Source organism: Haloarchaeobius salinus, assembly GCF_024464185.1.
Classification (GTDB): domain Archaea; phylum Halobacteriota; class Halobacteria; order Halobacteriales; family Natrialbaceae; genus Haloarchaeobius; species Haloarchaeobius salinus.
Window position 1 is genome coordinate 177,988 of sequence record NZ_JANHAU010000002.1, and the last position, 20,533, is coordinate 198,520.

19 protein-coding genes and 1 tRNA gene are annotated in these 20,533 nt (G+C 67.8%); 9 read left to right on the forward strand and 11 right to left on the reverse strand.

What is annotated here, in order from left to right; all coding sequences use genetic code 11:
• Nucleotides 1-95: 95 nt before the first annotated feature.
• The 4 genes from tuf to NO345_RS07460 all read left to right on the forward strand — a co-directional run bounded on the left by tuf (nucleotide 96) and on the right by NO345_RS07460 (nucleotide 2,492).
• Complete coding sequence (gene tuf, locus NO345_RS07445; RefSeq protein WP_256297936.1) at nucleotides 96-1,361, forward strand: translation elongation factor EF-1 subunit alpha; 1,266 nt, start codon at nucleotides 96-98, stop codon at nucleotides 1,359-1,361.
• 4 nt (nucleotides 1,362-1,365) lie between these two features.
• On the forward strand, nucleotides 1,366-1,674 hold the full coding sequence (gene rpsJ / locus NO345_RS07450; protein ID WP_089733751.1) for a 30S ribosomal protein S10: 309 nt from the start codon (nucleotides 1,366-1,368) through the stop codon (nucleotides 1,672-1,674).
• 95 nt (nucleotides 1,675-1,769) lie between these two features.
• Nucleotides 1,770-2,387, forward strand: coding sequence for a rhomboid family intramembrane serine protease (locus tag NO345_RS07455; RefSeq protein WP_256297939.1), 618 nt, complete (start codon nucleotides 1,770-1,772; stop codon nucleotides 2,385-2,387).
• Between the two features lie 33 nt (nucleotides 2,388-2,420).
• Nucleotides 2,421-2,492: transfer RNA gene (locus tag NO345_RS07460), tRNA-Ala, on the forward strand.
• A 370-nt stretch (nucleotides 2,493-2,862) separates the two neighbouring features.
• Here the strand turns inward: NO345_RS07460 and NO345_RS07465 are convergent.
• Complete coding sequence (locus NO345_RS07465; protein WP_256297941.1) at nucleotides 2,863-3,087, reverse strand: DUF2061 domain-containing protein; 225 nt, start codon at nucleotides 3,085-3,087, stop codon at nucleotides 2,863-2,865.
• A gap of 106 nt (nucleotides 3,088-3,193) precedes the next feature.
• Here NO345_RS07465 and NO345_RS07470 point away from each other — a divergent pair, with 106 nt between their 5' ends.
• Nucleotides 3,194-3,622: a DUF8147 domain-containing protein gene (locus NO345_RS07470; RefSeq protein WP_256297943.1), complete on the forward strand. Its 429-nt coding sequence runs from the start codon at nucleotides 3,194-3,196 to the stop codon at nucleotides 3,620-3,622.
• A 12-nt stretch (nucleotides 3,623-3,634) separates the two neighbouring features.
• On the opposite strand, the gene NO345_RS07475 is transcribed toward NO345_RS07470, so the two are convergent.
• The 3 genes from NO345_RS07475 to NO345_RS07485 form a co-directional block, all read right to left on the reverse strand.
• Nucleotides 3,635-3,808: a hypothetical protein gene (locus NO345_RS07475; RefSeq protein ID WP_256297945.1), complete on the reverse strand. Its 174-nt coding sequence runs from the start codon at nucleotides 3,806-3,808 to the stop codon at nucleotides 3,635-3,637.
• 81 nt (nucleotides 3,809-3,889) lie between these two features.
• Nucleotides 3,890-5,188: an RNB domain-containing ribonuclease gene (locus tag NO345_RS07480; protein WP_256297947.1), complete on the reverse strand. Its 1,299-nt coding sequence runs from the start codon at nucleotides 5,186-5,188 to the stop codon at nucleotides 3,890-3,892.
• A gap of 63 nt (nucleotides 5,189-5,251) precedes the next feature.
• Nucleotides 5,252-5,542 carry a DUF7562 family protein gene (locus NO345_RS07485; RefSeq protein ID WP_256297949.1) on the reverse strand — a complete coding sequence of 97 codons (291 nt, stop codon included), beginning with the start codon at nucleotides 5,540-5,542 and terminating at the stop codon, nucleotides 5,252-5,254.
• A gap of 129 nt (nucleotides 5,543-5,671) precedes the next feature.
• Between NO345_RS07485 and NO345_RS07490 the strand changes: the two genes are divergently transcribed.
• Nucleotides 5,672-6,151 (forward strand): RNA-binding protein, encoded by a 480-nt coding sequence (locus NO345_RS07490; RefSeq protein WP_256297951.1) that lies wholly within the window; start codon nucleotides 5,672-5,674, stop codon nucleotides 6,149-6,151.
• Here NO345_RS07490 and NO345_RS07495 read toward each other — a convergent pair.
• Both NO345_RS07495 and NO345_RS07500 read right to left on the reverse strand, forming a co-directional pair.
• On the reverse strand, nucleotides 6,143-6,871 hold the full coding sequence (locus NO345_RS07495; RefSeq protein WP_256297953.1) for a DUF1028 domain-containing protein: 729 nt from the start codon (nucleotides 6,869-6,871) through the stop codon (nucleotides 6,143-6,145). The two genes, NO345_RS07490 and NO345_RS07495, sit on opposite strands and share 9 nt — an antisense overlap.
• A 90-nt stretch (nucleotides 6,872-6,961) precedes the next feature.
• A complete protein-coding gene (locus tag NO345_RS07500; protein WP_256297955.1) occupies nucleotides 6,962-8,776 on the reverse strand; it encodes a S8 family serine peptidase in 1,815 nt (604 codons plus the stop codon).
• A gap of 200 nt (nucleotides 8,777-8,976) precedes the next feature.
• On the opposite strand from NO345_RS07500, the gene NO345_RS07505 reads away from it, so the two are divergent.
• A complete protein-coding gene (locus NO345_RS07505) occupies nucleotides 8,977-9,336 on the forward strand; it encodes a cell division protein SepF (protein WP_256297957.1) in 360 nt (119 codons plus the stop codon).
• A gap of 148 nt (nucleotides 9,337-9,484) precedes the next feature.
• On the opposite strand, the gene NO345_RS07510 is transcribed toward NO345_RS07505, so the two are convergent.
• The 4 genes from NO345_RS07510 to NO345_RS07525 all read right to left on the reverse strand — a co-directional run bounded on the left by NO345_RS07510 (nucleotide 9,485) and on the right by NO345_RS07525 (nucleotide 14,265).
• Entirely contained in the window at nucleotides 9,485-9,853 is a 369-nt protein-coding gene (locus NO345_RS07510) for a NifU family protein (protein ID WP_256297959.1), read from the reverse strand.
• Nucleotides 9,854-9,958: 105 nt separating this feature from the next.
• Nucleotides 9,959-11,488, reverse strand: a complete 1,530-nt coding sequence (locus NO345_RS07515; RefSeq protein WP_256297961.1) for an LVIVD repeat-containing protein — start codon at nucleotides 11,486-11,488, stop codon at nucleotides 9,959-9,961.
• Nucleotides 11,489-11,604: 116 nt separating this feature from the next.
• Complete coding sequence (locus tag NO345_RS07520) at nucleotides 11,605-13,164, reverse strand: LVIVD repeat-containing protein (RefSeq protein ID WP_256297963.1); 1,560 nt, start codon at nucleotides 13,162-13,164, stop codon at nucleotides 11,605-11,607.
• Nucleotides 13,165-13,287: 123 nt separating this feature from the next.
• Nucleotides 13,288-14,265 (reverse strand): ROK family protein, encoded by a 978-nt coding sequence (locus NO345_RS07525; RefSeq protein WP_256297965.1) that lies wholly within the window; start codon nucleotides 14,263-14,265, stop codon nucleotides 13,288-13,290.
• Nucleotides 14,266-14,402: 137 nt separating this feature from the next.
• On the opposite strand from NO345_RS07525, the gene NO345_RS07530 reads away from it, so the two are divergent.
• Nucleotides 14,403-16,598, forward strand: a complete 2,196-nt coding sequence (locus tag NO345_RS07530; protein WP_256297967.1) for a PAS domain S-box protein — start codon at nucleotides 14,403-14,405, stop codon at nucleotides 16,596-16,598.
• Between the two features lie 39 nt (nucleotides 16,599-16,637).
• Here the strand turns inward: NO345_RS07530 and NO345_RS07535 are convergent, their stop codons facing one another.
• Nucleotides 16,638-17,219: an LURP-one-related/scramblase family protein gene (locus tag NO345_RS07535; protein ID WP_256297969.1), complete on the reverse strand. Its 582-nt coding sequence runs from the start codon at nucleotides 17,217-17,219 to the stop codon at nucleotides 16,638-16,640.
• A 114-nt stretch (nucleotides 17,220-17,333) separates the two neighbouring features.
• Between NO345_RS07535 and uvrA the strand changes: the two genes are divergently transcribed.
• On the forward strand, nucleotides 17,334-20,327 hold the full coding sequence (uvrA, locus tag NO345_RS07540) for an excinuclease ABC subunit UvrA (RefSeq protein WP_256297971.1): 2,994 nt from the start codon (nucleotides 17,334-17,336) through the stop codon (nucleotides 20,325-20,327).
• The last annotated feature ends 206 nt before the right edge of the window (nucleotides 20,328-20,533 follow it).

Below are 20,533 nucleotides of genomic sequence, written 5' to 3' on the forward strand. Positions count from 1 at the left end.
ACGGCGACGCGGTCGGCAGGAGTCCGTATCGAAATGGTTTTAACCGTTTCTGCCGAAAGATTCCCACACAGCGCCTCTGCGCGTGAGATAAAACAATGAGCGACAAACCACACCAGAACCTGGCCATCATCGGCCACGTCGACCACGGCAAGAGCACACTTGTCGGACGCCTCCTCTTCGAGACGGGGAGCGTCCCGGAGCACGTAATCGAGCAGTACCGAGAGGAAGCAGAAGAGAAGGGCAAGGGCGGCTTCGAGTTCGCCTACGTCATGGACAACCTCGCCGAGGAGCGAGAGCGTGGTGTCACCATCGACATCGCCCATCAGGAGTTCGACACCGACGAGTACTACTTCACCATCGTCGACTGTCCGGGCCACCGTGACTTCGTCAAGAACATGATCACGGGTGCCTCGCAGGCCGACAACGCGGTGCTCGTCGTCGCCGCAGACGACGGTGTCGCGCCCCAGACCCGAGAGCACGTCTTCCTGGCACGCACGCTGGGTATCGGCGAGCTCATCATCGGCGTCAACAAGATGGACCTCGTCGACTACGACGAGGACAAGTACAAGGGTGTCAAGGAGGAGGTCAACAAGCTCCTCAAGCAGGTCCAGTTCCGGTCCGACGACGCCACGTACATCCCGATCTCCGCCTTCGAGGGCGACAACATCGCCGAGCGGTCCGAGAACACGGACTGGTACGACGGCGAGATCCTCCTCGAGGCACTCAACAGCCTGCCGGAGCCGGAGCCGCCGACGGACGCGCCGCTCCGCCTGCCGATCCAGGACGTCTACACCATCTCCGGTATCGGTACCGTCCCCGTCGGACGTATCGAGACCGGCGTGATGAACACGGGCGACATGGTCTCCTTCCAGCCCAGCGACGTGGGCGGCGAGGTCAAGACCATCGAGATGCACCACGAGGAGGTCCCCAAGGCCGAGCCCGGCGACAACGTCGGGTTCAACGTCCGCGGCATCGGCAAGGACGACATCCGCCGTGGCGACGTCTGTGGCCCCGCCGACGACCCGCCGACGGTCGCCGAGACGTTCAAGGCACAGATCGTCGTGATGCAGCACCCGAGCGTCATCACGGCCGGTTACACGCCGGTCTTCCACGCCCACACCGCACAGGTCGCGTGTACCATCGAGAGCCTCGACGCCAAGATCGACCCGGCATCGGGCGAGGTCGCGGAGGAGAACCCCGACTTCATCCAGTCCGGCGACGCGGCGAAGGTCACCGTCCGCCCGCAGAAGCCCCTCAGCATCGAGCCGGCCGGCGAGATCTCCGAGCTCGGCAGCTTCGCGGTGCGTGACATGGGCCAGACCATCGCCGCCGGTCAGGTCCTGAGCGTCAACGAGAAGTAAACAGATGCAACAGGCACGCGTCCGTCTCGCGGGCACCAGCCCCGACGACCTCGACAACATCTGCGACGACGTTCGCGAGATCGCGAACAAGACCGGCGTCTCGCTGTCGGGACCGATTCCGCTCCCGACCAAGACGCTGGAGATCCCGACTCGCAAGTCCCCCGACGGCGAGGGGACCGCGACCTGGGAGCACTGGGAGATGCGCGTCCACAAGCGCCTGATCGACCTCGACGCCGACGAACGTGCGCTTCGTCAGCTGATGCGGATTCAGGTGCCGAACGACGTCAGCATCGAGATCGTCCTCGAGGACTGAGGACGCTGCCGACGGCTTCTCTCTCTCGCGCAGCGCCGTCGGTCGACGCGCGGTCGACCCCCTCAGTTTAGTGGCTACAGGACTCCACTGAATTTATGTCCCGCGGGAGCCCGACCCTCGACACGCTCGTCGTCTTCGCGGTGGTCTTCGCCTTCCAGCAGCTCGTGGTGGGTCTCTTCGGGATTTTCGGCGCGTGGCGACCCGTCTACGCCTTCCTGTTCGTCCTCGACTCACCCGTCTCGCAGCCGTGGACGTTCGTCACGAGCGTCTACGCGCATGCCGGCCTCGGTCACCTCCTGTCGAACGCCGTCGCGCTCGTGCTCGTCGGGTTCATCCTCGAACGGTACACGACCCGGTTGCGGTTCCACCTCTTTTTCGTCTGTACCGGCGCGTTCGCCGGCTTCGTTCAGGTTCTCCTGACCGACGCCCCCGGCGTCCTCGGCGCGAGCGGTGCCGTGTTCGCACTGTACGGCTACGTCCTCGGCGGGAACCGACTGACCGACGGTCTGCTCCGGAACCTCGACATCCCGACGTGGGCCGAGTACGGCGTCTTCCTCGTCGTCGCGCTCGTGGTCACCGTCGCGACCGGCGCTCCCGGCGTCGCGCTGCTCGCGCACTTCACCGGCTTCCTCGTCGGCGTCGCCGCCGGCCGCGTCAACCTGCTCGCCGTGTCACGCTCTGCCCCGTCCGGCACCCGAAAGGAAAGGTACTAATACGCACCACGGGCAAGCATTGGATGCGTTCGCGGGCTTGTAGATCAGCGGTAGATCGCTTCCTTCGCAAGGAAGAGGCCCTGGGTTCAAATCCCAGCAAGTCCACTGCGATTCTCGACGGACTACACAGCGAGCCACGCAGCTCCGCGAGTTCACCCCGTGAGAACGCTGTCGCTCGTGGGTCCAGGTCCCTGTAGAATGCCTCACTACGAGCCCTTGTCGCGAGAAGCACTTAAAGCGAGGCTGGGACGTGTGGATGCTGGTGTCCCCGACGAAGCCCGTTCAGTCCCCCACAGGTCGGTGTCGCCGCACGGGTGGATGCCGGCGGGCCCGTCCAGCGGCAGTTCGACGACGGCGTCGTCGCCGGAGAGGCGTGCTCGTCTCTTTAAGTACTTCTCGCGACAAGGGCTCGTAGTGAAGCATTCTCGGGGACGCTGCACACCCGTCGAGCCGTGCGTCTGCCGGTTCAGACACCCTAGGCGATGCGGTCCCAGAGGCGCTCGTACCCGTAGTACGTCCCGGTCTTGACGACGTTGGTCACCAGTCCGATGTTCACCGAGGCCAGCACGTCGTCGGTGACGGCGAAGGCGACGACGACGGTGATGGCGACCATGAGCACGCGGTACAGCAGCGTCTTGACGATGGCCCGCGAGCGGAGCTGGTTCGGCGTCCGGGCGAACAGCGAGGAGAACGCACCCATACCGGACAGCTACGGTAGTCGTTCGCATGATGGTTGTGGTGGGTTCGTTCCCGCCCGCCGGGAAGCAGAATACGGGTATATCGCCCGAGAGCGCGTATCTATGGGTATGAGAACACTCTCGAAGACTCTCGTCGGTCTCGCCGTCGGACTGCTCGCCTTCCTCGTCGCCGGGGTCGCGGTCACCGCTGTCCTCGACCCGCACATCTGGCCGTCGTTGATCGTCGGCGTCCCCGTCGCCATCACCGTCGGCCTGACCGCCTTCCTCGCGACGGTGGCGATGCTACGCTACCGTGACCACCGTCGGGCGGGCGACCTCGACATCGGCGTCGTGGCGGCGTACCGGGCGGCGGTCGTGGCCGTCGCTACCTCCGGTGCCGTCGTGCTGCTCGGGACCGCAGCCGTCGTGTTCGGTGTGGGCGAGCTCGGGATCGCGGTGCTCGTGTTCGGGCTGCCGGCGTGTGTTCTCGTCGCGGCCGGGGTCGCGTACGTCACGGTCCGGCGGACGGTGCTCGCCGGTCAGCCACCGACCGCCTGAGGAGCGTGCCGGCTACCAGACGGAGCGCTCGTCCTGGTCGACGATATCCTCGTCGACGAGCGCGTAGCAGTTCTCGTAGGGGACGAACGCGGCGAACGTGCCGTCGATGTAGCACTCGATACCGTGGTCGACGTGCTCGTAGTCGTCGCACTCGATGACACCTTCGGGGAGTACGATGCGGTACATACGGGCAGGTACGACGGCAGCGAGGATAGAAATGACGCCGATGCTGTCACCACGTTGTCCCGTCGGTGCTGGGGGCGGTGTTCACTCCTCGTCGTCGGGGTCGTCGACGACCTCGATGCCGCGGTTGTTGACGGCGTCGGGGTCGAGGCCGACCTCCTGGAGGAACCCCTTGTACTCGCGCTCGCACTGCTCGGCGGCCTTCTGCTTGTCCGAGGCGCGCGAACAGAGCGCCGCGAGGTCCTCCGGCACGTCGTTCGTGTAGACGATCCAGTGGTTGATGAGGTCGGAGAGCCGCCGGATGGGGCTCGTGAAGTGGCCGTAGATGTCGAAGTTGAGGGCGTGGTGACCGCCGAAGGGGTCGGACATGTACTTCGCACGGGGCATCACCTTCATCACGGCCCACTGGATCTTGCCGAGCTGGCGGCCGGGTGCCTGTTCGAGCGTCGCGTTGACGGCCTTCCGGGGGTCGTCCCAGGAGTCGCCCGGGATCGAGACGCCGTCCAACTCCTGGATCTCGACGAGGGCCTTGTCCCACTCGTCCGGGGTCGGCTGCGGGTGGACGCGGTACATCGCCTCGACGCCGCGGTTCCACATCAGCTCGTGGGTCACCGCCTTGTTCGCCTTCAGCATGCACTCCTCGATGATGGTGTGGGCGCGGTCGCGGCGCGGGTTGAGCACGAGCGAGCCGTCCTCCTTGCGCTGCTCGTGCATCCGGTCGGCCACCTCGAACACAAGCGAGATCTCGTCGTGCAGATCGGCGTCCTCGTCGTCGAGTCGGTCCTCGGTCTGGGTGTAGGTGAGGCGTTCGTTCGAGTGGATGACGGACTTGTAGATGTCGATGGACTCGTAGCTCAGGTGCTCCTTGTCGAGCTCCATCTCGACGGTGTGGGCCAGCCGGTCCTCCTCGGGGACGAGCGAGCAGACGGTCTCCGCGAGCGTCGGCGGCAGCATGTGGATGGTGTACGCCGGGAGGTAGACGGTGTTGCCGCGCTCGACGGCCTCCGCCCACATCGCGCTCTCGGGGTGGACGTAGTGGGTCACGTCGGCGATGTGGACCCATAGCGTGAACGTCTCCTCGTTCTCCCGGATGGAGATGGCGTCGTCGAAGTCCTGTGCGTCGACCGGGTCGGTGGTCCACGTCGTCAGGTCACGGAGGTCCTCGCGTTCGTCCAGTTCGTCCTGTATCTCCTGCTGGACGCCTTCGGTGCGTTCTTCTGCTTCCTCCAGCACCTCGGGCGGGAACGCGTCGGCGATCTCGAACTTCTCGAACAGCTCCTCTCGTTTGTTCTCCAGATGGCGCGCGAGCTCCTCGTCGATCTCGACGGGGCCCTGGCCTTCGGCGGTGCCCGCGGCGGCCTGCGCGCTGGCGTCGTCGGTCATGGGCCGGGCTACGAGGGGGGGACGGGAAAACGTATCGGGGCGTCCGCGTCGCGGGCCGGTCTCTCAGTCCGAGTGCTCCCGTGCCTCGACGGTGGCGTCGTGGAAGCGGGCGAGGAACTCCTCCCGTGGGACCTCGCCGGCACCGAGGTCGACGAGCATGGACTCCAGCCCCTTCCGTGGCTGGTGACAGCACGTCCGGTCGCAGGGCTTGCAGAGGTACTCGAACTCCTTGTCCGTGCGCTCCCACCTGTTTCCGTGTTTGTCGTACTCGCGGGCGTCGTCGCGAGGGACCTCGTCGCCGCACGCGATGCACGTCACGGGGCCATCGTCGCCGTCTCGCCGGGCACCCCACATGGTTTGGCCAACGGTGGGCCCGTATAAAGACGTTGCCGCGAGTTTCTCACCCAGTTTAAGTGCGGGCGGCTGTCGGGACGGCTCCGGGAGAACGACCGGTTTATGCGGTTCCCCGTGGACGGTTCGGGTATGCAGGTGAAGTCCCGACACCATCTCCGCAGCGACGACGTCAGGGACGTCGAGACCGCCGTGGCGGACGCACTGGGCGTCGACCTCGATGGCGACACGTACGAACTGGTCGAGTTCGAGGACAGCGAGTTCGACGTCGTCCTCGTCGACGGCGAGCCCCACGTCTTCTACGTCGACGACGAACCGTTCCTCACCGTCGTGGGTGCGAACGCGACCGAGCCGACCCGCCGCGTCGTCACCGTCGACGCCGGCGCTATCTCGTTCGTCTCCGACGGCGCGGACGTGATGCGCCCCGGTATCGTCGAGGCAGACCCCGACATCGCGCCGGGCGACCTCGTCGTCATCGCCGAGGAGACCCACGGCAAGGTGCTCGCGGTCGGCCGCGCGAGGGCCGACGGCGACGACATGGTCGGCGACTCCGGCAAGGTCGTCGAGTCCATCCACCACGTCGGCGACGACCTCTTCGAGTTCTCAGGCTGACTCGTCGTCCCCGTCCACCGGGTCCATCCCGTCCTCGTCGTAGGCGTCCTCGTACAGCTCCATCGCCATCTCGTAGCCCTCGACGGCGTGCTCGTACGTCTCGCGTAGGTCCGCGATGGGCGTCTCCGTCGCGTCCACACGCAGGTCCTCGTAGTACGGGTCGACGACGCGCTCCTCGGTCGACTCGACGAGGAGCGCCGCGCTCTGGACGTGCAGCTCCTCCCGTTTGTCGCCGCCCTGCTCGTGGCCCGCCGCGAGCGCGTCGACGAGCCGCTCGGCGAGCGGGCGGTCCTCGTCCCGGCTCGACTCGTACTCCTCGGCGACCGACTCGACGACCGCCTCGCCGGTCAGCAGGTTGCCCGCGACGGTGTAGTTCTCGCCCTCGACGTGGCCGTACCAGTCCTTGCACTCCCCGCCGGAGAAGACGAACGTCCCCTCGGCGTCGACGCCGTGGAGCTGGCGGCTCTCTGCCCCCTCGTCGGCGTTCAGGAGCGACTGCAGGGCGTCTTCGACCGCCAGTCCGTCGTCGAGGTACTCGATGCCCTTCCGGCCGAGTTCGACGTTGACGAGGCTCTGTGTCGCGACCGCGCCGGACTCGCTGGCGAACGGACAGAGCGTCCCGACGCCCGGGAGTCGAGTCGTCACGGCGACGCCGAAGCGGTCCTGCTGGTCCCCCTCGTCGTCGGTGTACGTCTCGTGGACGCAGATGCTGAACGTCATAGCAGGGTGCAGGGTCGAGCCGAGCAAAAAAGCCGGTGTGCCGGAAGTCGATGCGCGGTCGCGTCCGTGACCGCACCCGTTACGGAGCCGTCAGGCCGTGACGGTCTTCGTCTGGCTCGTCGTGTTGCCGGCCGCGTCGGTCACGGTCAGCGTGATGTCGTAGTCGCCCGAGCCCTTCTTGTCCTCCAGACGGGCCGAACCGGAGGCACTGGAGCCGCTCACGCCGATGCTCGCCGAGTCGGCGGTGCCGTTCTGGTCGAGGGTGAGGTCGACCGACGCGAGGTCGCCGTCGGCGTCGGAGACCGCCCAGTCCACGTCGAAGCGCGCCCAGCCGCCGTTGCTGTTGTTCGCGACGGAGAACCCGTCGATGGCGGGTGCGGTGTCGCCGCCGTCGCCGCCGTTGTCCGTGGTAACCGTGATGCTCGACGTGCTCGTGTTGCCCGCCGAGTCGGTCGCCGACGCCGCCAGCGTGTTGTCGCCGTCGGAGACGCCGGTGGTGTCCCACGAGTCCTCGTAGTAGCCGGTATCGGCGTTGTAGGCGGCGCTCCGTGCCGTGCCGCCGTCGACGGTGTAGGTCACGTTCAGCGAGTCGTCGGCGTCCTCGCTATCGGACGCGCTGATCTGGACCGTCACCGTGTCGCTGACCGTGTCGCCGTCCGTCGGGGTCGCCCAGGAGACGCTGGGTGCGGTGTCGTCGCCCCCGCCCCCACCGCCGGCGGCAGCGACGGCGTTCTCGGCGTCGAGAAGCCCGTAGCCCTGCTCGTTGTCGCCGAGCCCGATGTCCTCGGCGCTGTCCTGGAGAATCGTGCGGGCCTCGGAGGCGGTCGCGCCCGTCGCCATCACCTGTGCGGCCGCGCCGGAGACGTGCGGACACGCCATCGAGGTGCCCGAGAACGTCGCGTAGCCGCTCGGGACCGACGAGTATATGTCGGTGCCCGGTGCGGCGAGCTCGACCTCCGGACCGGTCGACGAGAAGTCCGAGAGGCTGTCGTCGTCGGCCGTCGAGGAGACCGCGACGACCTCGGGGTACGCCGCGGGGTAGCCAACGCAGTCCGAACAGGGGCCGTCGTTGCCCGCCGCGGCGACCATAAGCAGACCCTGGTTCGCGGCGTACTGTACCGCGTCCTGGAGCGTCTGGTCGCCCGAGGACGCCCCGAGCGACATCGAAGCCACGTCGAAGCCCTGGTCGGCGGCCCACTCGATGCCGGCCGCGATGGCCGAGAGCGACCCCGAGCCACAGCCGTCGAGCACCTTCCCGGCCCAGAGGTTCGCCTGTGTCGAGACGCCGATGACGCCCTCGGTGTTGTTCACCGCGTCGGCGATGCCGGCGCAGTGTGTCCCGTGGTCGTTGTCGTCGTCCCAGGCGTTGGGACAGTCGTTGCTGTTCGTGTCACAGCCGAACGGGCCACCGCCACCGCCGGCCTCGCCACAGCAGTTGTCGGTGAAGCACTTCCCGCCCTGGACGTTGTCGGCCAGGTCTGGATGGTCGCTGTCGATGCCCGTGTCGAGGATGGCGACGTCGACTCCGTCGCCGGTGTCACCGTTGCTGTGTAGTGCGTCGGCGTCGACCCGGTCGACGCCCCACGGAAGCGTCTGAGCGAGCGCGTGGTACTCGCCGTCGTCCTCGACGTACCGGACGTGCGGGTTGTTCCGGAGCCCCTCGATGGCTTCGGCGGGGAACCGTCCCGCGACGGCCTGCCCGATGTCGTCGAAGTCGAACTCGTGTCTGACCGACGACGCCTGCTCTTTCGCCGTCTGGAGCCCGTGATCGTCCGACACGCCCACGATCACGTCCTGTGCACCCTCGCCGGCGACGACCTCGCCCGCCATCGTCGTCGCCGCCAGTCCTGCACCTGCTCCTTTCAGCAATCGCCGTCGGGAAACTCCATTGGTGTCTCTGACCATGCGGACAGATGTCATGCATCATGGGTTATATAATTAACTGTTCCTGGACACAATTTTAGATATCTTTGGTGATTCGTCCACGATGCCGGGGTGCTCGCAAGTGAACTCGGCTCAGCGTCCGAACGTCTCGGAACCGTCGCCGCGGCTCGTCACCCCGTCTGACGTAAGAACTAAACGCTCGCCACCGTAGGTAGACACCCATGGGCCTCATGAGCAAGATCCTCGGCGGGAACAACTCTCACAGCACCGAGGACTATCTCGAACTCGACCTCGACGACTTCGATACGGTCTCGGGCGACGCGGCGATGGAGGTACACATCGCCGAGGTCGCTGGACAGGCCGACGCTATCGACATCAAAGACGCCGTCTACGACGGCGACCTCGTCATCGCCGACATCACCCGCCTGCGAACGGAGGACAGGACGGTCGAGCACATCGTCGACGAGCTCAGACAGGTCGCCCAGGAGGTCGACGGCGACATCGTCCAGAAGGGCGACGACCAGCTCATCGTCACGCCGACCGGCGTGAAGATCAGCCGCGAGAAGCTCGGCCGCGACTGAGCGGAACCAGCGTTTATCTCCGAAGCCGCGCCCAGAGCCAGCGTCAGCCACGACTCGGCCGCGCGGTGGTCTGGGCGGGTGTGCGGTGCGCCCCCGCGCGGGAGCCGACGCACCGCCTGTCCGCCTGAACCGCCAGCGATGCCCTCGTTCAGAGGTGGTCCTTCCCGGGGTTCGAGGAGCCCCAGTCGCCGCGGCCGCCCTCGGTCCGGTCGACCCCCATGATGGACTCCGCCTGCTCGACGCCGAGTGACTCGCCGCTCTCGGGCACCCGAACGGTCACGTCCTCGATCTCGGGCCACTTCAGCAGCTCCGCCTCGATGTTGCCCGTGGTGATGTCGGCGACGCCACAGCCCGAACAGCCGCCGCCGAGTTCGACGACGACCTCGCCGGTCTCCGGGTCTGCCCGCCGGACGGAACTGGTCCCGCCGTGCATCTGGATGATCGGCATCTCGCGCGCCAGCCACTGCTCTACCCGTTCGGCGAGCGCGTCGTCCGTCTCGGCGGCGTCGGTACTCATCACTCGGGAGTAGGCACTCCGACGGTGAGAAAGCTTTGGGTCCGTGTCGCACGGTTCGACAGGAACGACCGTGAGGAACCGCGCTGCTGCTCGCTCGGAACGTCCCTACTCGTCGTCCCGGTCGCGGAGGAACCGAGCCGCGCCGAGGCCGAGGCCGGCGAGGGCGGTGAGCGCACCGAAGCCGGGCGAGCCGCCGTCGCCAGCGCTCTCGGTCGCCGTCGGGGTGTCGGTCGGCTCCGACGTTGGTGTGGGTGTCGACGTCGCCGTCGGAGTCGGCTCCGGTGTGGCCGTCGGCGTCGCCGTGCCGTCGTCGCTCCCGCCGAACGCGCTCGGCAGGTCGACGTAGTGCTCGTTCTCCGCGCGGACCAGCGGGTCCGCGTCGACGAGACTCGACGGGGCTGCGGACTGCTGCCCGGCCTCGTCCGGGAACAGCACCAGTGCGTCGTTCTCCGCGCCGGGGACGCTGCTGTAGCTCGTCGCGGCGTAGAAGTCGAGGTCGGGGGTCGTCACCGCCGTCCAGAAGGCGTACGACGGGTCACGCCACCACGAGAGCTGTTCCGGGTTCGAGGGGTCGGCGACGTCGAACACCTTCACGCCGCCCTGGTACCAGGAGGTGTAGAGGCGGTCGCCGACGAACTGGAAGTTGTGCGAGGTGGTCCACGTCCCCTGGCGAGTGGTATCGCCGTCCGCGGGCATCGGCGGCTCGATCGTCGACAGGTGCGTCGGGCTGGTCGGGTCGGAGATGTCGTACAGGGAGATGCCGGCCGGTCCACCCTGGCCGTCACCGGTCTGCGTGTCCCACGTCTCGCGCCCGACGCCGAGGACGCTCGCGTCGTCGTCGACCGCGACGTAGTGCGCGTTCCCCCGTGGTTCCGTGTAGTCGGTGCTGGCACGGGCGTCGCTCCACTCGCGCAGGTCCTCGAACGCGTAGTCGCCGATGCGGACCACGAACTCGGGTTCCGTCGGGTCGGAGACGTCGACCAGGAAGGTGCCGGCGTCCCAGTACGCACAGTAGGCGATCCCGTCCTGCACGTAGATGTCGTGGAGGACCTTCCCGAGCACGTCGCCCCAGCCTGCGTCGAGGTCCTGGCTCGGTGACCAGCGACCGAGCTGCTCGAACTCCCCGCCGGAGACGTCGATCATGTTGAGGTACGTCGAGCGACCCGCGTTGCCGGTCAGGTACACCACGTCGTCGAGGATGAACGAGTTGTGGTTGCCGTGGGGCGTGTCGTAGAAGTCGCCGATCCGGGTCGGGTTTGCGGGGTCGGAGACGTCGTAGAGGAAAAAGCCCAGCGGGCCGCCGCCCTGTGCAGCGGTCGGGACGAGGAGCGTGTCCCCGTCGACCTTGATGTCGAGGATCTGTCGGGCGGAACTCCCACCGCCCGTCTCGATGGCGCGTTCCTCGGCCAACACGGTCGGGTTTGCGGGGTCGGAGACGTCGACGGTCGCGAAGCCGGTGCTCGCGGCGACGTACGCCGTCGCCCCGTCGGCGGCGAGGACGACCTCGGCAGCGCCGTCGATCCGGAGTTCGCTGGTCGGGTCGTACGCTGTCGTCCCGCTGGCGGCGGCGGGCCGGCCGAGTGTGGCGAGTGTGAACGCGCCAGCACCGGCGCGAAGGAGGGTTCTCCGTTGCATACGTTGCTCGAGGGGGAGAATCGAAAAAAGACTGCCGGAATGTTACCCCGGCTACCTATCTGCACTGACACGACCTGCCGCGCTCGCCGACCTGGAGGGTCCCGGTCCGGCTCTCCCTACTCCCCGTCGTCAGCTCGGAGGAACCGAGCCGCGCCGAGACCGAGGCCGGCGAGGGCGGTGAGCGCGCCGAAGCCGGGCGAGCCGCCGTCGTCGCCGCTCTCGGTCGGCGTCGCGGTGGTGCCGTCCACCGTGCTCGTGCCGGTCTCCGTCGGCGTCGCGGTGGGCGTCTCCGTCGCCGTCGGTGTCTCGGTCGGCGTCGCGGTGGGGGTCTGGGTCGGCGTCTGCGTGTTCGGGCTCTCGCTCTCGACGTAGTCCGGCCAGTCGACGCTCGTGATCAGGCTGGTCTCCTCCGGCGGGGTGAACACGCCCGGGGGCTCGGCCATCTCCCCATCGGTATCGGGGAAGACGTAGAGCCCGCCGGTGTTGCTCTGACCGGGACCCATGTTGCCGGCGACGAAGACGCCGACGGCGTCCGGACCGTTGTACCGGGCGTACTTCGCGCCCCAGAACTGCGTGGTGTCGGGGTCGCGCCACCAGGCGATGCGCTCCGGATTGGCGGGGTCCGAGACGTCGTGGATCATCACGCCCCCGTAGTACCAGGAGGTGTAGAGGCGGTCTCGGTTGAGTGAGAAGTTGTGCGAGGTGGTGAACTGGCCCTGGAAGCCCTCGTTCTCCGCGCCGGGCGCGCGGATGGTGGTGAGCTTCTCGGGGCTGGTCTTGTCGGAGATGTCCCAGATGTCGATGCCGCTCGCGCCACGGCGGTCGTCGTCGGGGTTGGTGTCCCACGACTCCGCGCCGACGTACAGCGTCTCCGCGTTCTCGTCGACGGTGACGTAGTGGTCGTTGCCGGGCGGCTGGTAGAAGATGTCGACGAGGTCCTGCTGCTGGACCTGTGCGAGCTTCTGCGGGTCCGCGCCGCCGAGTCGACTGACCATCGACGGGTTCGCCCTGTCGGAGATGTCGACGATGACGGTGCCGGCGTCCCAGTTCGCGAGGTAGGCGTAGTCGCCCTGCACCCACAGGTCGTGGACGTTCCGGAAGTTGGGGTTGACCTCGCTCCAGATGTCGGCGGTCTGGTGGATTCCCCACTCCGAGACCGCACTGAACTCGTCGCCCGACGTGTCCATGATGCGGAACCGGTCGCCCTTGGTCAGGTAGGCGTAGCCGTCCTCGAAGAAGCTGTTGTGGATGGAGTGGTCGACCGTCTGGACAGCCAGCTGCTCTGGGTTCGCGGGGTCGGAGATGTCGTAGAGCAGTGCCGCCTTGATGACCTCGCCGGCCTGGTTGGGGCCGACCACGAGCAGGCGGTCGCCGTCGACCTTCACGTCCGCGACGGCCTGCATCGGGCCGGCGTCGCGGTCGGCGAGCAGGTCGCGGTCTTCGAAGGCGATGCTGGGGTTCGCCTCGTCCGAGATGTCGACCGAGACGAAGCCGTCGCTGGCCGCGACGAACGCGAAGTTCCCGTCCTCGGTCGGGGCGACCTCCATGGTACCCTCGATGTCGACGCTACCGAGTGGCTCGTAGGCTTCCTGTGCTCGTGTTGCGGAGGCTGTCCCTCCAACTGCACCCAGTGCGAGCGCGCCTGCACCCGCACGGAGCACATCTCTTCGTTCCATACTGCGATGGAACGGGCGTCTCCAACTAAAGCTTCAGGTAGCTCAAAGATGTCTTTTTGTTACTGGTTCGCGCGTCGAAACGGCAGACGGGTGTCGGACCGACCGGGGAGATCCCGGCTCGGGTCAGCGACGTGTCCGGGTCCTGTCACCGGTGCCGCCGGTGAGGGCGCTCGCGAGCGCGCCCTTTACCACCACGTCGTCGCCGAGCGTGGTGAGCTGGATGTCGGGGATGTTCGTCATCACCATCTCGTCGATGCGCTCCCGGATCGGGTCGAGCACGAGTTCGGCGTTGTTGAGCGCGACCGCGCCGCCGATGTAGATGACGATGGGGGCGAACGAGTGGACGACGTTGCTCACGCCGATGGTGTTCCAGTGGGCGAGCTGGTCGACGACGTGGTCGGCGAACTCGTCCTCGCCGACGGCGTCGAACACGTCCTTCGCGGTGAACTCGGGGTTCGCGAGCGGGAGGCTGGTCTCGACCTCGGGGTCGTCCTCGGCGAGCAGGCGGGCGTAGTTCGGGATGTTGTTGCCCGAGCAGTACGCCTCCCAGTGCCCGTCCTTCCCGCAGCCGCAGGTGAGCCGGCCCTGCGGGTCGACGACGTAGTGACCGACCTCGCCGGCGTTGCCGTCCCAGCCCGCGATGACGTTGCCATCGACGCAGACGCCGGCCCCGATGCCCGAGGAGATGGTGATGTACGCCATGTCGTCGGGGTTGCGGTCGGCGTGGTAGCGCTCGCCGATGACGCCGGCGGCGGTGTCGTTGTGCAGGTACACCCGGTCGCTGTCGATGAGCTGCCCGATGGGGCCGGTGAGCGGGATGCGCTCGACGGTGTCGGGGAGGTTCGCCGGGTCCTCGACGGCACCTTCGGCGAGGTCGAGGGGGCCGATGGAGCCGATGCCGCAGGCACGGACGGCGGTCGGGTCGACCCCGGCGTCCGCACAGGCGTTCTTGAGCGTGTCGAGCACCGCCTCGGTCACCGAGATGCCGGTCGGACCCTGTGGCGTGCTCGTTCGGTGCGACCCCAGGATGCGGGCGTCGCCGTCGCCGACGACCGCCCGGACGTTCGTCGCACCGAGGTCGACGCCCGCGTAGGTGGCCATGCTACGAGTGACACGGGCGGGCTGGCACTTAAGCGGTTAGATTTACTCGCGTTCGAGTACCGCTGACCCCCCGTCGATGGAGAAGGGGAGACAGTTTCATGTAGCCACCTGCCCATCGTCCGAGTGACTTCCCCCGCATGAGCTCGCGTCCGGTGGTCCTGTCAGTCCGTGGTTCCCACGAGGAGCCGCTCCTGTCGAACCACCCGGACGTCGCCGTCACCGTCGCCGAGGACCACGCCGACGCGGCCGATCACCTCGCGACCACCCCCGTGGACTGTGTCGTCTGCCCGAACGAGCGCGACGGGCTGTCCGGGCTCGAACTCCTCGACCGCCTGCGCGGCGCGTATCCGCACGTCCCGGGCATCCTCGTCACCGACGAGCCCAGCGACGAGGTCGCTGCTGCAGTCGCCGACGGTACCGCGTCGGAGTACCTCCCACTCGCCATCTGGGACGACCCGGCGAGTCGGCTCGCCGAGCGGGTCGCGCTGCTCTCGCGGGCGCAGGATCCCACCCGGCCCGACGAGCGCACGCTCAGCGGCCTGCTGGCGACCGCCCGGCAGCTGCTCACCATCCACTCGCCGGACGAGATCGCCGACGTGGTCGTCGACACAGCCGTCGACACCCTCGACTTCGAGTGGACGACGGTCTGGCTCGTCGACGACCACGAGGAGCGGCTCACGCCCGCGGCGGGCGGTGACGACCCCGCGTACGACGCTGGCGAGCCGCCCGTCGGGCGCGTGTTCGAGACGGGCCAGCCGACCGTGCAGCGCCGGGACGAGGACGCCGCGCTCTACTTCCCGCTCGGCGAGCACGGCGTCCTCGCCGTCGGCACCGACAGCGTCACCGACATCGAGGAGTCGGACGTCCAGCTCGCGGAGATACTCACGGCGAACGCCTCGGCCGCGTTCGAACGCGCCGCCCGCGAGGAGACCCTGGAGCTGTACCGGACCGTGGTCGACAACGTCCGCGAGATGGTGTACGTCCTCGACGAGAGCGGACGCATCGTCCTCGTCAGTCGACAGATCGTCGAGGCGACCGGCTACGACCGCGACGAGCTGGTCGGCGAGCACGTCTCGAAGTTCGTCGACGAGGAGGGGTTCCACCGCGGCGGCGAACTCGTCGCCGAACTGTTCGCGGCCGAGGACGACGGGAGCCGGACCTACCGGACGACGGGTATCCAGGCCGACGGCACGAACGTCCCCATCGAGATCGAGCTCTCGCTGCTGCCGAGCGACGACGGCGAGTTCCGGGGCACCATCGGTGCGGTCCGGGACATCTCCGACCTCGTCGAGACGGAGGAGCGCCTCGCCCACGAGCGGGACCGCTTCCGGTCGCTGTTCGAGCACCTGCCCGACCCCGTCGTGGACACGCGGTTCGAGGGCGACGAGCCAGTGGTCGACACCGTGAACCCGGCGTTCGAGCGCGTCTTCGGCCACGAGACCGGCGAGGTCGTCGGCAAGTCGGTCAACGACGTGCTCGTCCCGGCCGAGGACGAGGATAGCGGGCGTGAACTCGACCGGCGGACGCTCGCCGAGGACGACGACCCCGTCTCGGCCGAGGTTCGCCGCGAGACGGCCGACGGCGACCGCTACTTCCTGTTCCGGGGGATCCCGTACCGCACCGACGACCGGGGCACCCACGCCTTCGGCATCTACACGGACATCTCCGACCAGCGCGACCGGGAGCGCCACCTGCAGGTGCTCCACCGCGTGCTCCGGCACAACCTGCGCACCGACATGGGCGTCGTCATCGGCTACCTCGACCAGCTCGACGACCGACTCGACGACGGGGACGACCACGCGCTCATCGAACGGGTCACGGGCCGGGCCGAGGACGTGGCGCGCCTCGCGGACAAGGTCCACCAGCTCGAGCAGGTCATCCAGCAGGACACCGACCTGACGCCCGGACCGACGGACGTGGTCGAGCGGCTCGAACCGCTCGTCGACGGGCTCCGCGACCGCTACCCGCGGGCGACCATCGACGTCGACGCACCCGGGACCGCGATGGCCCACGCCGACGAGCGCCTCGACCTCGCCGTCGAGAACCTCGTCGAGAACGGCATCCAGCACACCCACGCGCCGGCTCCAGCGGTCGGGGTCCGGGTCGAGACCGACGCCGACGGCGTCCACGTCCACGTCACGGACGACGGGCCGGGTATCCCGGCCCACGAGCGGGCGTTCCTCACGGGTGACCGCGACGTCTCGCAGGTCGAACACGGCGACGGGCTCGGCCTGTGGGTCGTCAACTGGGTGGTGCGGTCGCTGGGCGGCGAAGTCAGCTTCGGCGACCCGGAGGTCGGCACCGAGGTCGTCGTCCACCTGCGACCGGCGTGACGCCGGTGTCGGCGGCGGGCCGGCTCCCCGCGACGGCGCTCAGTTGCCCTGGATGGCGTCGATGACCATTGCGGCCGCGACGATGGGTTCTTTCGGTACGGCGCTCGCGTCGTCGATGACGATGTCGTACTTGTCCTTGAACGAGAACTGGCCGTCGATCCTGCCGACGTGGTTCCCGTTCGCGTCGGTTATCTCGTACTTGTGCGGGATGAGCTCGCCGAACGGGATGAAGTTCCGGGCGAGCGTGACCATCGCGCCGCGCGAGTCGATGCGGGCGAGGACCTCCTCGGTGCGGGCGTCCCGGATGCGCCACGTGTCCTGCAGCAGGGAGAAGTCGTTGTCGAGGACGACGATGTCCTCGCCGGTCCGGGCGTCGGACAGCATGTAGTTGCCCGCCACGTCGATGATGCTCCCGGCCTTGACCGTGAACACGTCCTCGCCGTTCCCGTCGACGAACGGGAACTCCTCTTTCATCTTGAACATCTTCTGTTTCCCCCGCAGGACGACGTTGCCCGCGGCGTCCTCCGCCCTGTACTTGTTCCGGATGAGGCTCTGGACCACGGTGTAGCGGTCGTCCGTGAGCTCGATGCCGGAGATGTCGTACTGCGCTGGCGTGCTCATTACTCTCACTGTGCCCGGTCCCGTATTTAAAACCTCACATCGTCGCCGCCGACTCGACGCGAGTCCACCCGGAACCGACACCCTAAGGGTCGTCCCGCCCCAGGCTATGACCAGATGAGCAAGGACTTCATCGAGGTCAAGGGTGCCGAGGAGCACAACCTGAAAGACCTCGACGTTCGCATCCCACGCGAGCAGTTCAACGTGGTGACGGGGCTGTCCGGGTCGGGCAAGTCCTCGCTCGCGTTCGAGACGGTGTACGCCGAGGGCCAGCGACGCTACATCGAGTCGCTGTCGGCGTACGCCCGGAACTTCCTGGGGCAGATGGACAAGCCGCAGGTCGAGACGGTCGAGGGCCTGTCTCCGGCGATCTCCATCGACCAGAAGAACGCGGCGAACAACCCGCGCTCGACCGTCGGGACGGTCACGGAACTGCACGACTACCTCCGCCTGCTGTACGCCCGCGTCGGCACGCCGCACTGCCCGGAGTGCGGCCGCGAGGTCGGCGAGCAGTCCGCGGACACGATGGTCTCGCGTATCCTCGACCTGCCCGAGGGGACCCGCGCGAAGATCGCCGCGCCGGTCGTCCGCGACCAGAAGGGCGCGTTCGAGGACCGCTTCGACGAGCTCGTGAGCGAGGGGTACGCCCGCGTCGAGGTCGACGGCGAGGAGTACGACCTGACCGTCGACCGCCCCGAACTGGACGAGAACTACGACCACACCATCGACGTGGTCGTCGACCGCGTGAAGCTCTCGTCGGAGGCCCGCCCGCGCATCACGGACTCCGTGGAGACGGCGCTGACGGAGGCCGACGGCGTCATGAAGCTGATCCTCCCGGACCCGCCCGCAGACGTGGACATCGGCGGCAGCGAGGCGCGCTCGACGGGCGACCTCGCGGACGTGGCCGGCGAGGACGACGAGGGGGCAGAATCGGAGGACAGGCTCGTCCTCGAGTTCTCCGAGGAGCTCGCCTGCACCCACTGCGGCATCGACTTCACCGAGATCGAGACGCGCTCGTTCTCGTTCAACTCGCCCCACGGGGCCTGCCCCGAGTGCGAGGGCATCGGCGAGACGAAGGAGGTCAGCGAGAAGCGCGTCGTCGTCGACGAGTCGAAGCCGCTGAAGCACGTGTTCGAGCCCTGGAGCTACAACCGCTCGTACTACCAGACCCGCCTCGACGCGGTCGCCGCGCACTTCGACGTGAGCCTCGACACGCCGTTCGAGGAGGTCGACGAGGATATCCAGCGGCAGTTCCTCTACGGCACGGACGACGAGGTGGTGTTCGAGCGCCAGACGAAGAACGGCACCCGACGCAAGCAGAAGAAGTTCGAGGGCATCATCCCGAACCTCGAGCGCCGCTACGTCGAGACGGACTCGCAGGGCACCCGCGACCACATCGAGGACTACATGTCCGTCACGGAGTGCCCCGCCTGTGAGGGAACTCGCCTCAAGCCCGCCTCGCGCTCGGTCTACGTCGCCGGCACCGCAATCAGCGAGGTCAACCGGATGAGCATCGGCGACGCGCTCGCACACTTCGAGGGCATGGAGGCCGAGCTCGACGAGCGACAGACGACCATCGCCGAGGAGATTCTGAAGGAGATACGCGCCCGCCTCGGCTTCATGACCGAGGTCGGACTGGAGTACCTCACGCTCGACCGCGAGGCCTCCACTCTCTCCGGCGGCGAATCACAGCGCATCCGGCTCGCGACGCAGGTCGGCTCCGGCCTCGTCGGCGTGCTGTACGTGCTGGACGAGCCCTCCATCGGCCTCCACCAGCGCGACAACGACAAGCTGCTCGACACGCTCGAAGGACTCAGGGACCTCGGGAACACCCTCATCGTCGTCGAGCACGACGAGGAGACGATGCGCCGGGCGGACAACGTCATCGACATGGGCCCCGGCCCCGGCAAGCGCGGCGGCGAGGTCGTCGCGCAGGGCGACTTCGACGACATCGTCGCCAGCGACGAGAGCGTCACCGGCGACTTCCTCGCCGGGCGCAGGCAGATCCCGGTGCCGGACACGCGCCGCACCGCGGACGAGTACCTCTCCGTGCTGGGTGCGCGCCAGCACAACCTCAAGGACGTCGACGTCGACCTCCCGCTGGGCTGTTTCACCGCCATCACCGGCGTCTCCGGCTCCGGGAAGTCCACGCTGATGCACGACGTGCTCTACAAGGGACTGGCCCGCCGGATGAACGACAACACCTCCGTCAACCCGGGCGACCACGACGACATCGAGGGCATCGAGGGTATCGAGACGGTGCGGCTCATCGACCAGAGCCCCATCGGCCGCACACCGCGCTCGAACCCCGCCACCTACACCGGCATCTTCGACTACGTCCGCGAGCTGTTCGCCGAGACGAAGCTCTCGAAGCAGCGCGGCTACGAGAAGGGGCGCTTCTCGTTCAACGTCAAGGGCGGCCGCTGCGAGGAGTGCGGCGGGCAGGGCACCGTCAAGATCGAGATGAACTTCCTCTCGGACGTGTACGTCCCCTGTGAGGAGTGCGAGGGCGCGCGCTACAACGACGCCACCCTCGATGTCACCTACAAGGGCAAGACCATCGCGGACGTACTCGACATGAGCGTCGAGGAGGCCCACGACTTCTTCGAGTCCTCCTCGCGCCTGCGCCGTCGGCTGAAGCTCCTGAAGGACGTCGGACTGGACTACATGACACTCGGCCAGCCGTCGACGACGCTCTCGGGCGGCGAGGCCCAGCGCATCAAGCTCGCCGAGGAGCTCGGGAAGCGCGACTCCGGCAACACGCTCTATCTGCTCGACGAGCCCACGACCGGCCTGCATTCCGCGGACGAGAAGAAGCTCATCGACGTGCTGCACCGCCTCGTCGACAACGACAACACCGTCGTCGTCATCGAGCACGAACTCGACCTCGTGAAGAACGCCGACCACGTCCTCGACCTCGGCCCCGAGGGCGGCGAACACGGCGGCGAGGTCGTCGCCACCGGCACGCCCGAGGAGGTCGCGCAGGTCGACGCCTCCCACACCGGCCGCTACCTGCGCGACCTGCTCCCCGGCGTGGACGTCGAGGGCCCGCGCGGCCAGCGGGTCGAACCCGAGACCCGCGAGATGGCGACGCCGGTCGACGACGACTGAGCACGGCCCGACGGTTCAAGTACGAAGCGGGGGCCAGACCCGCCGTGACCTGACCGTCGTCCTCCGACGGGGAGCGAGTGTGCGACACGTCGTCGGGGGCAGCCCCGAGTGTCGCCTGTTCGCCACATCCGAGCCGTGCGGGCGCTACATCGTCCTATATATACCGGGCCCGACAGCTATTTTGCACCCCATCCGCTACAGATAGG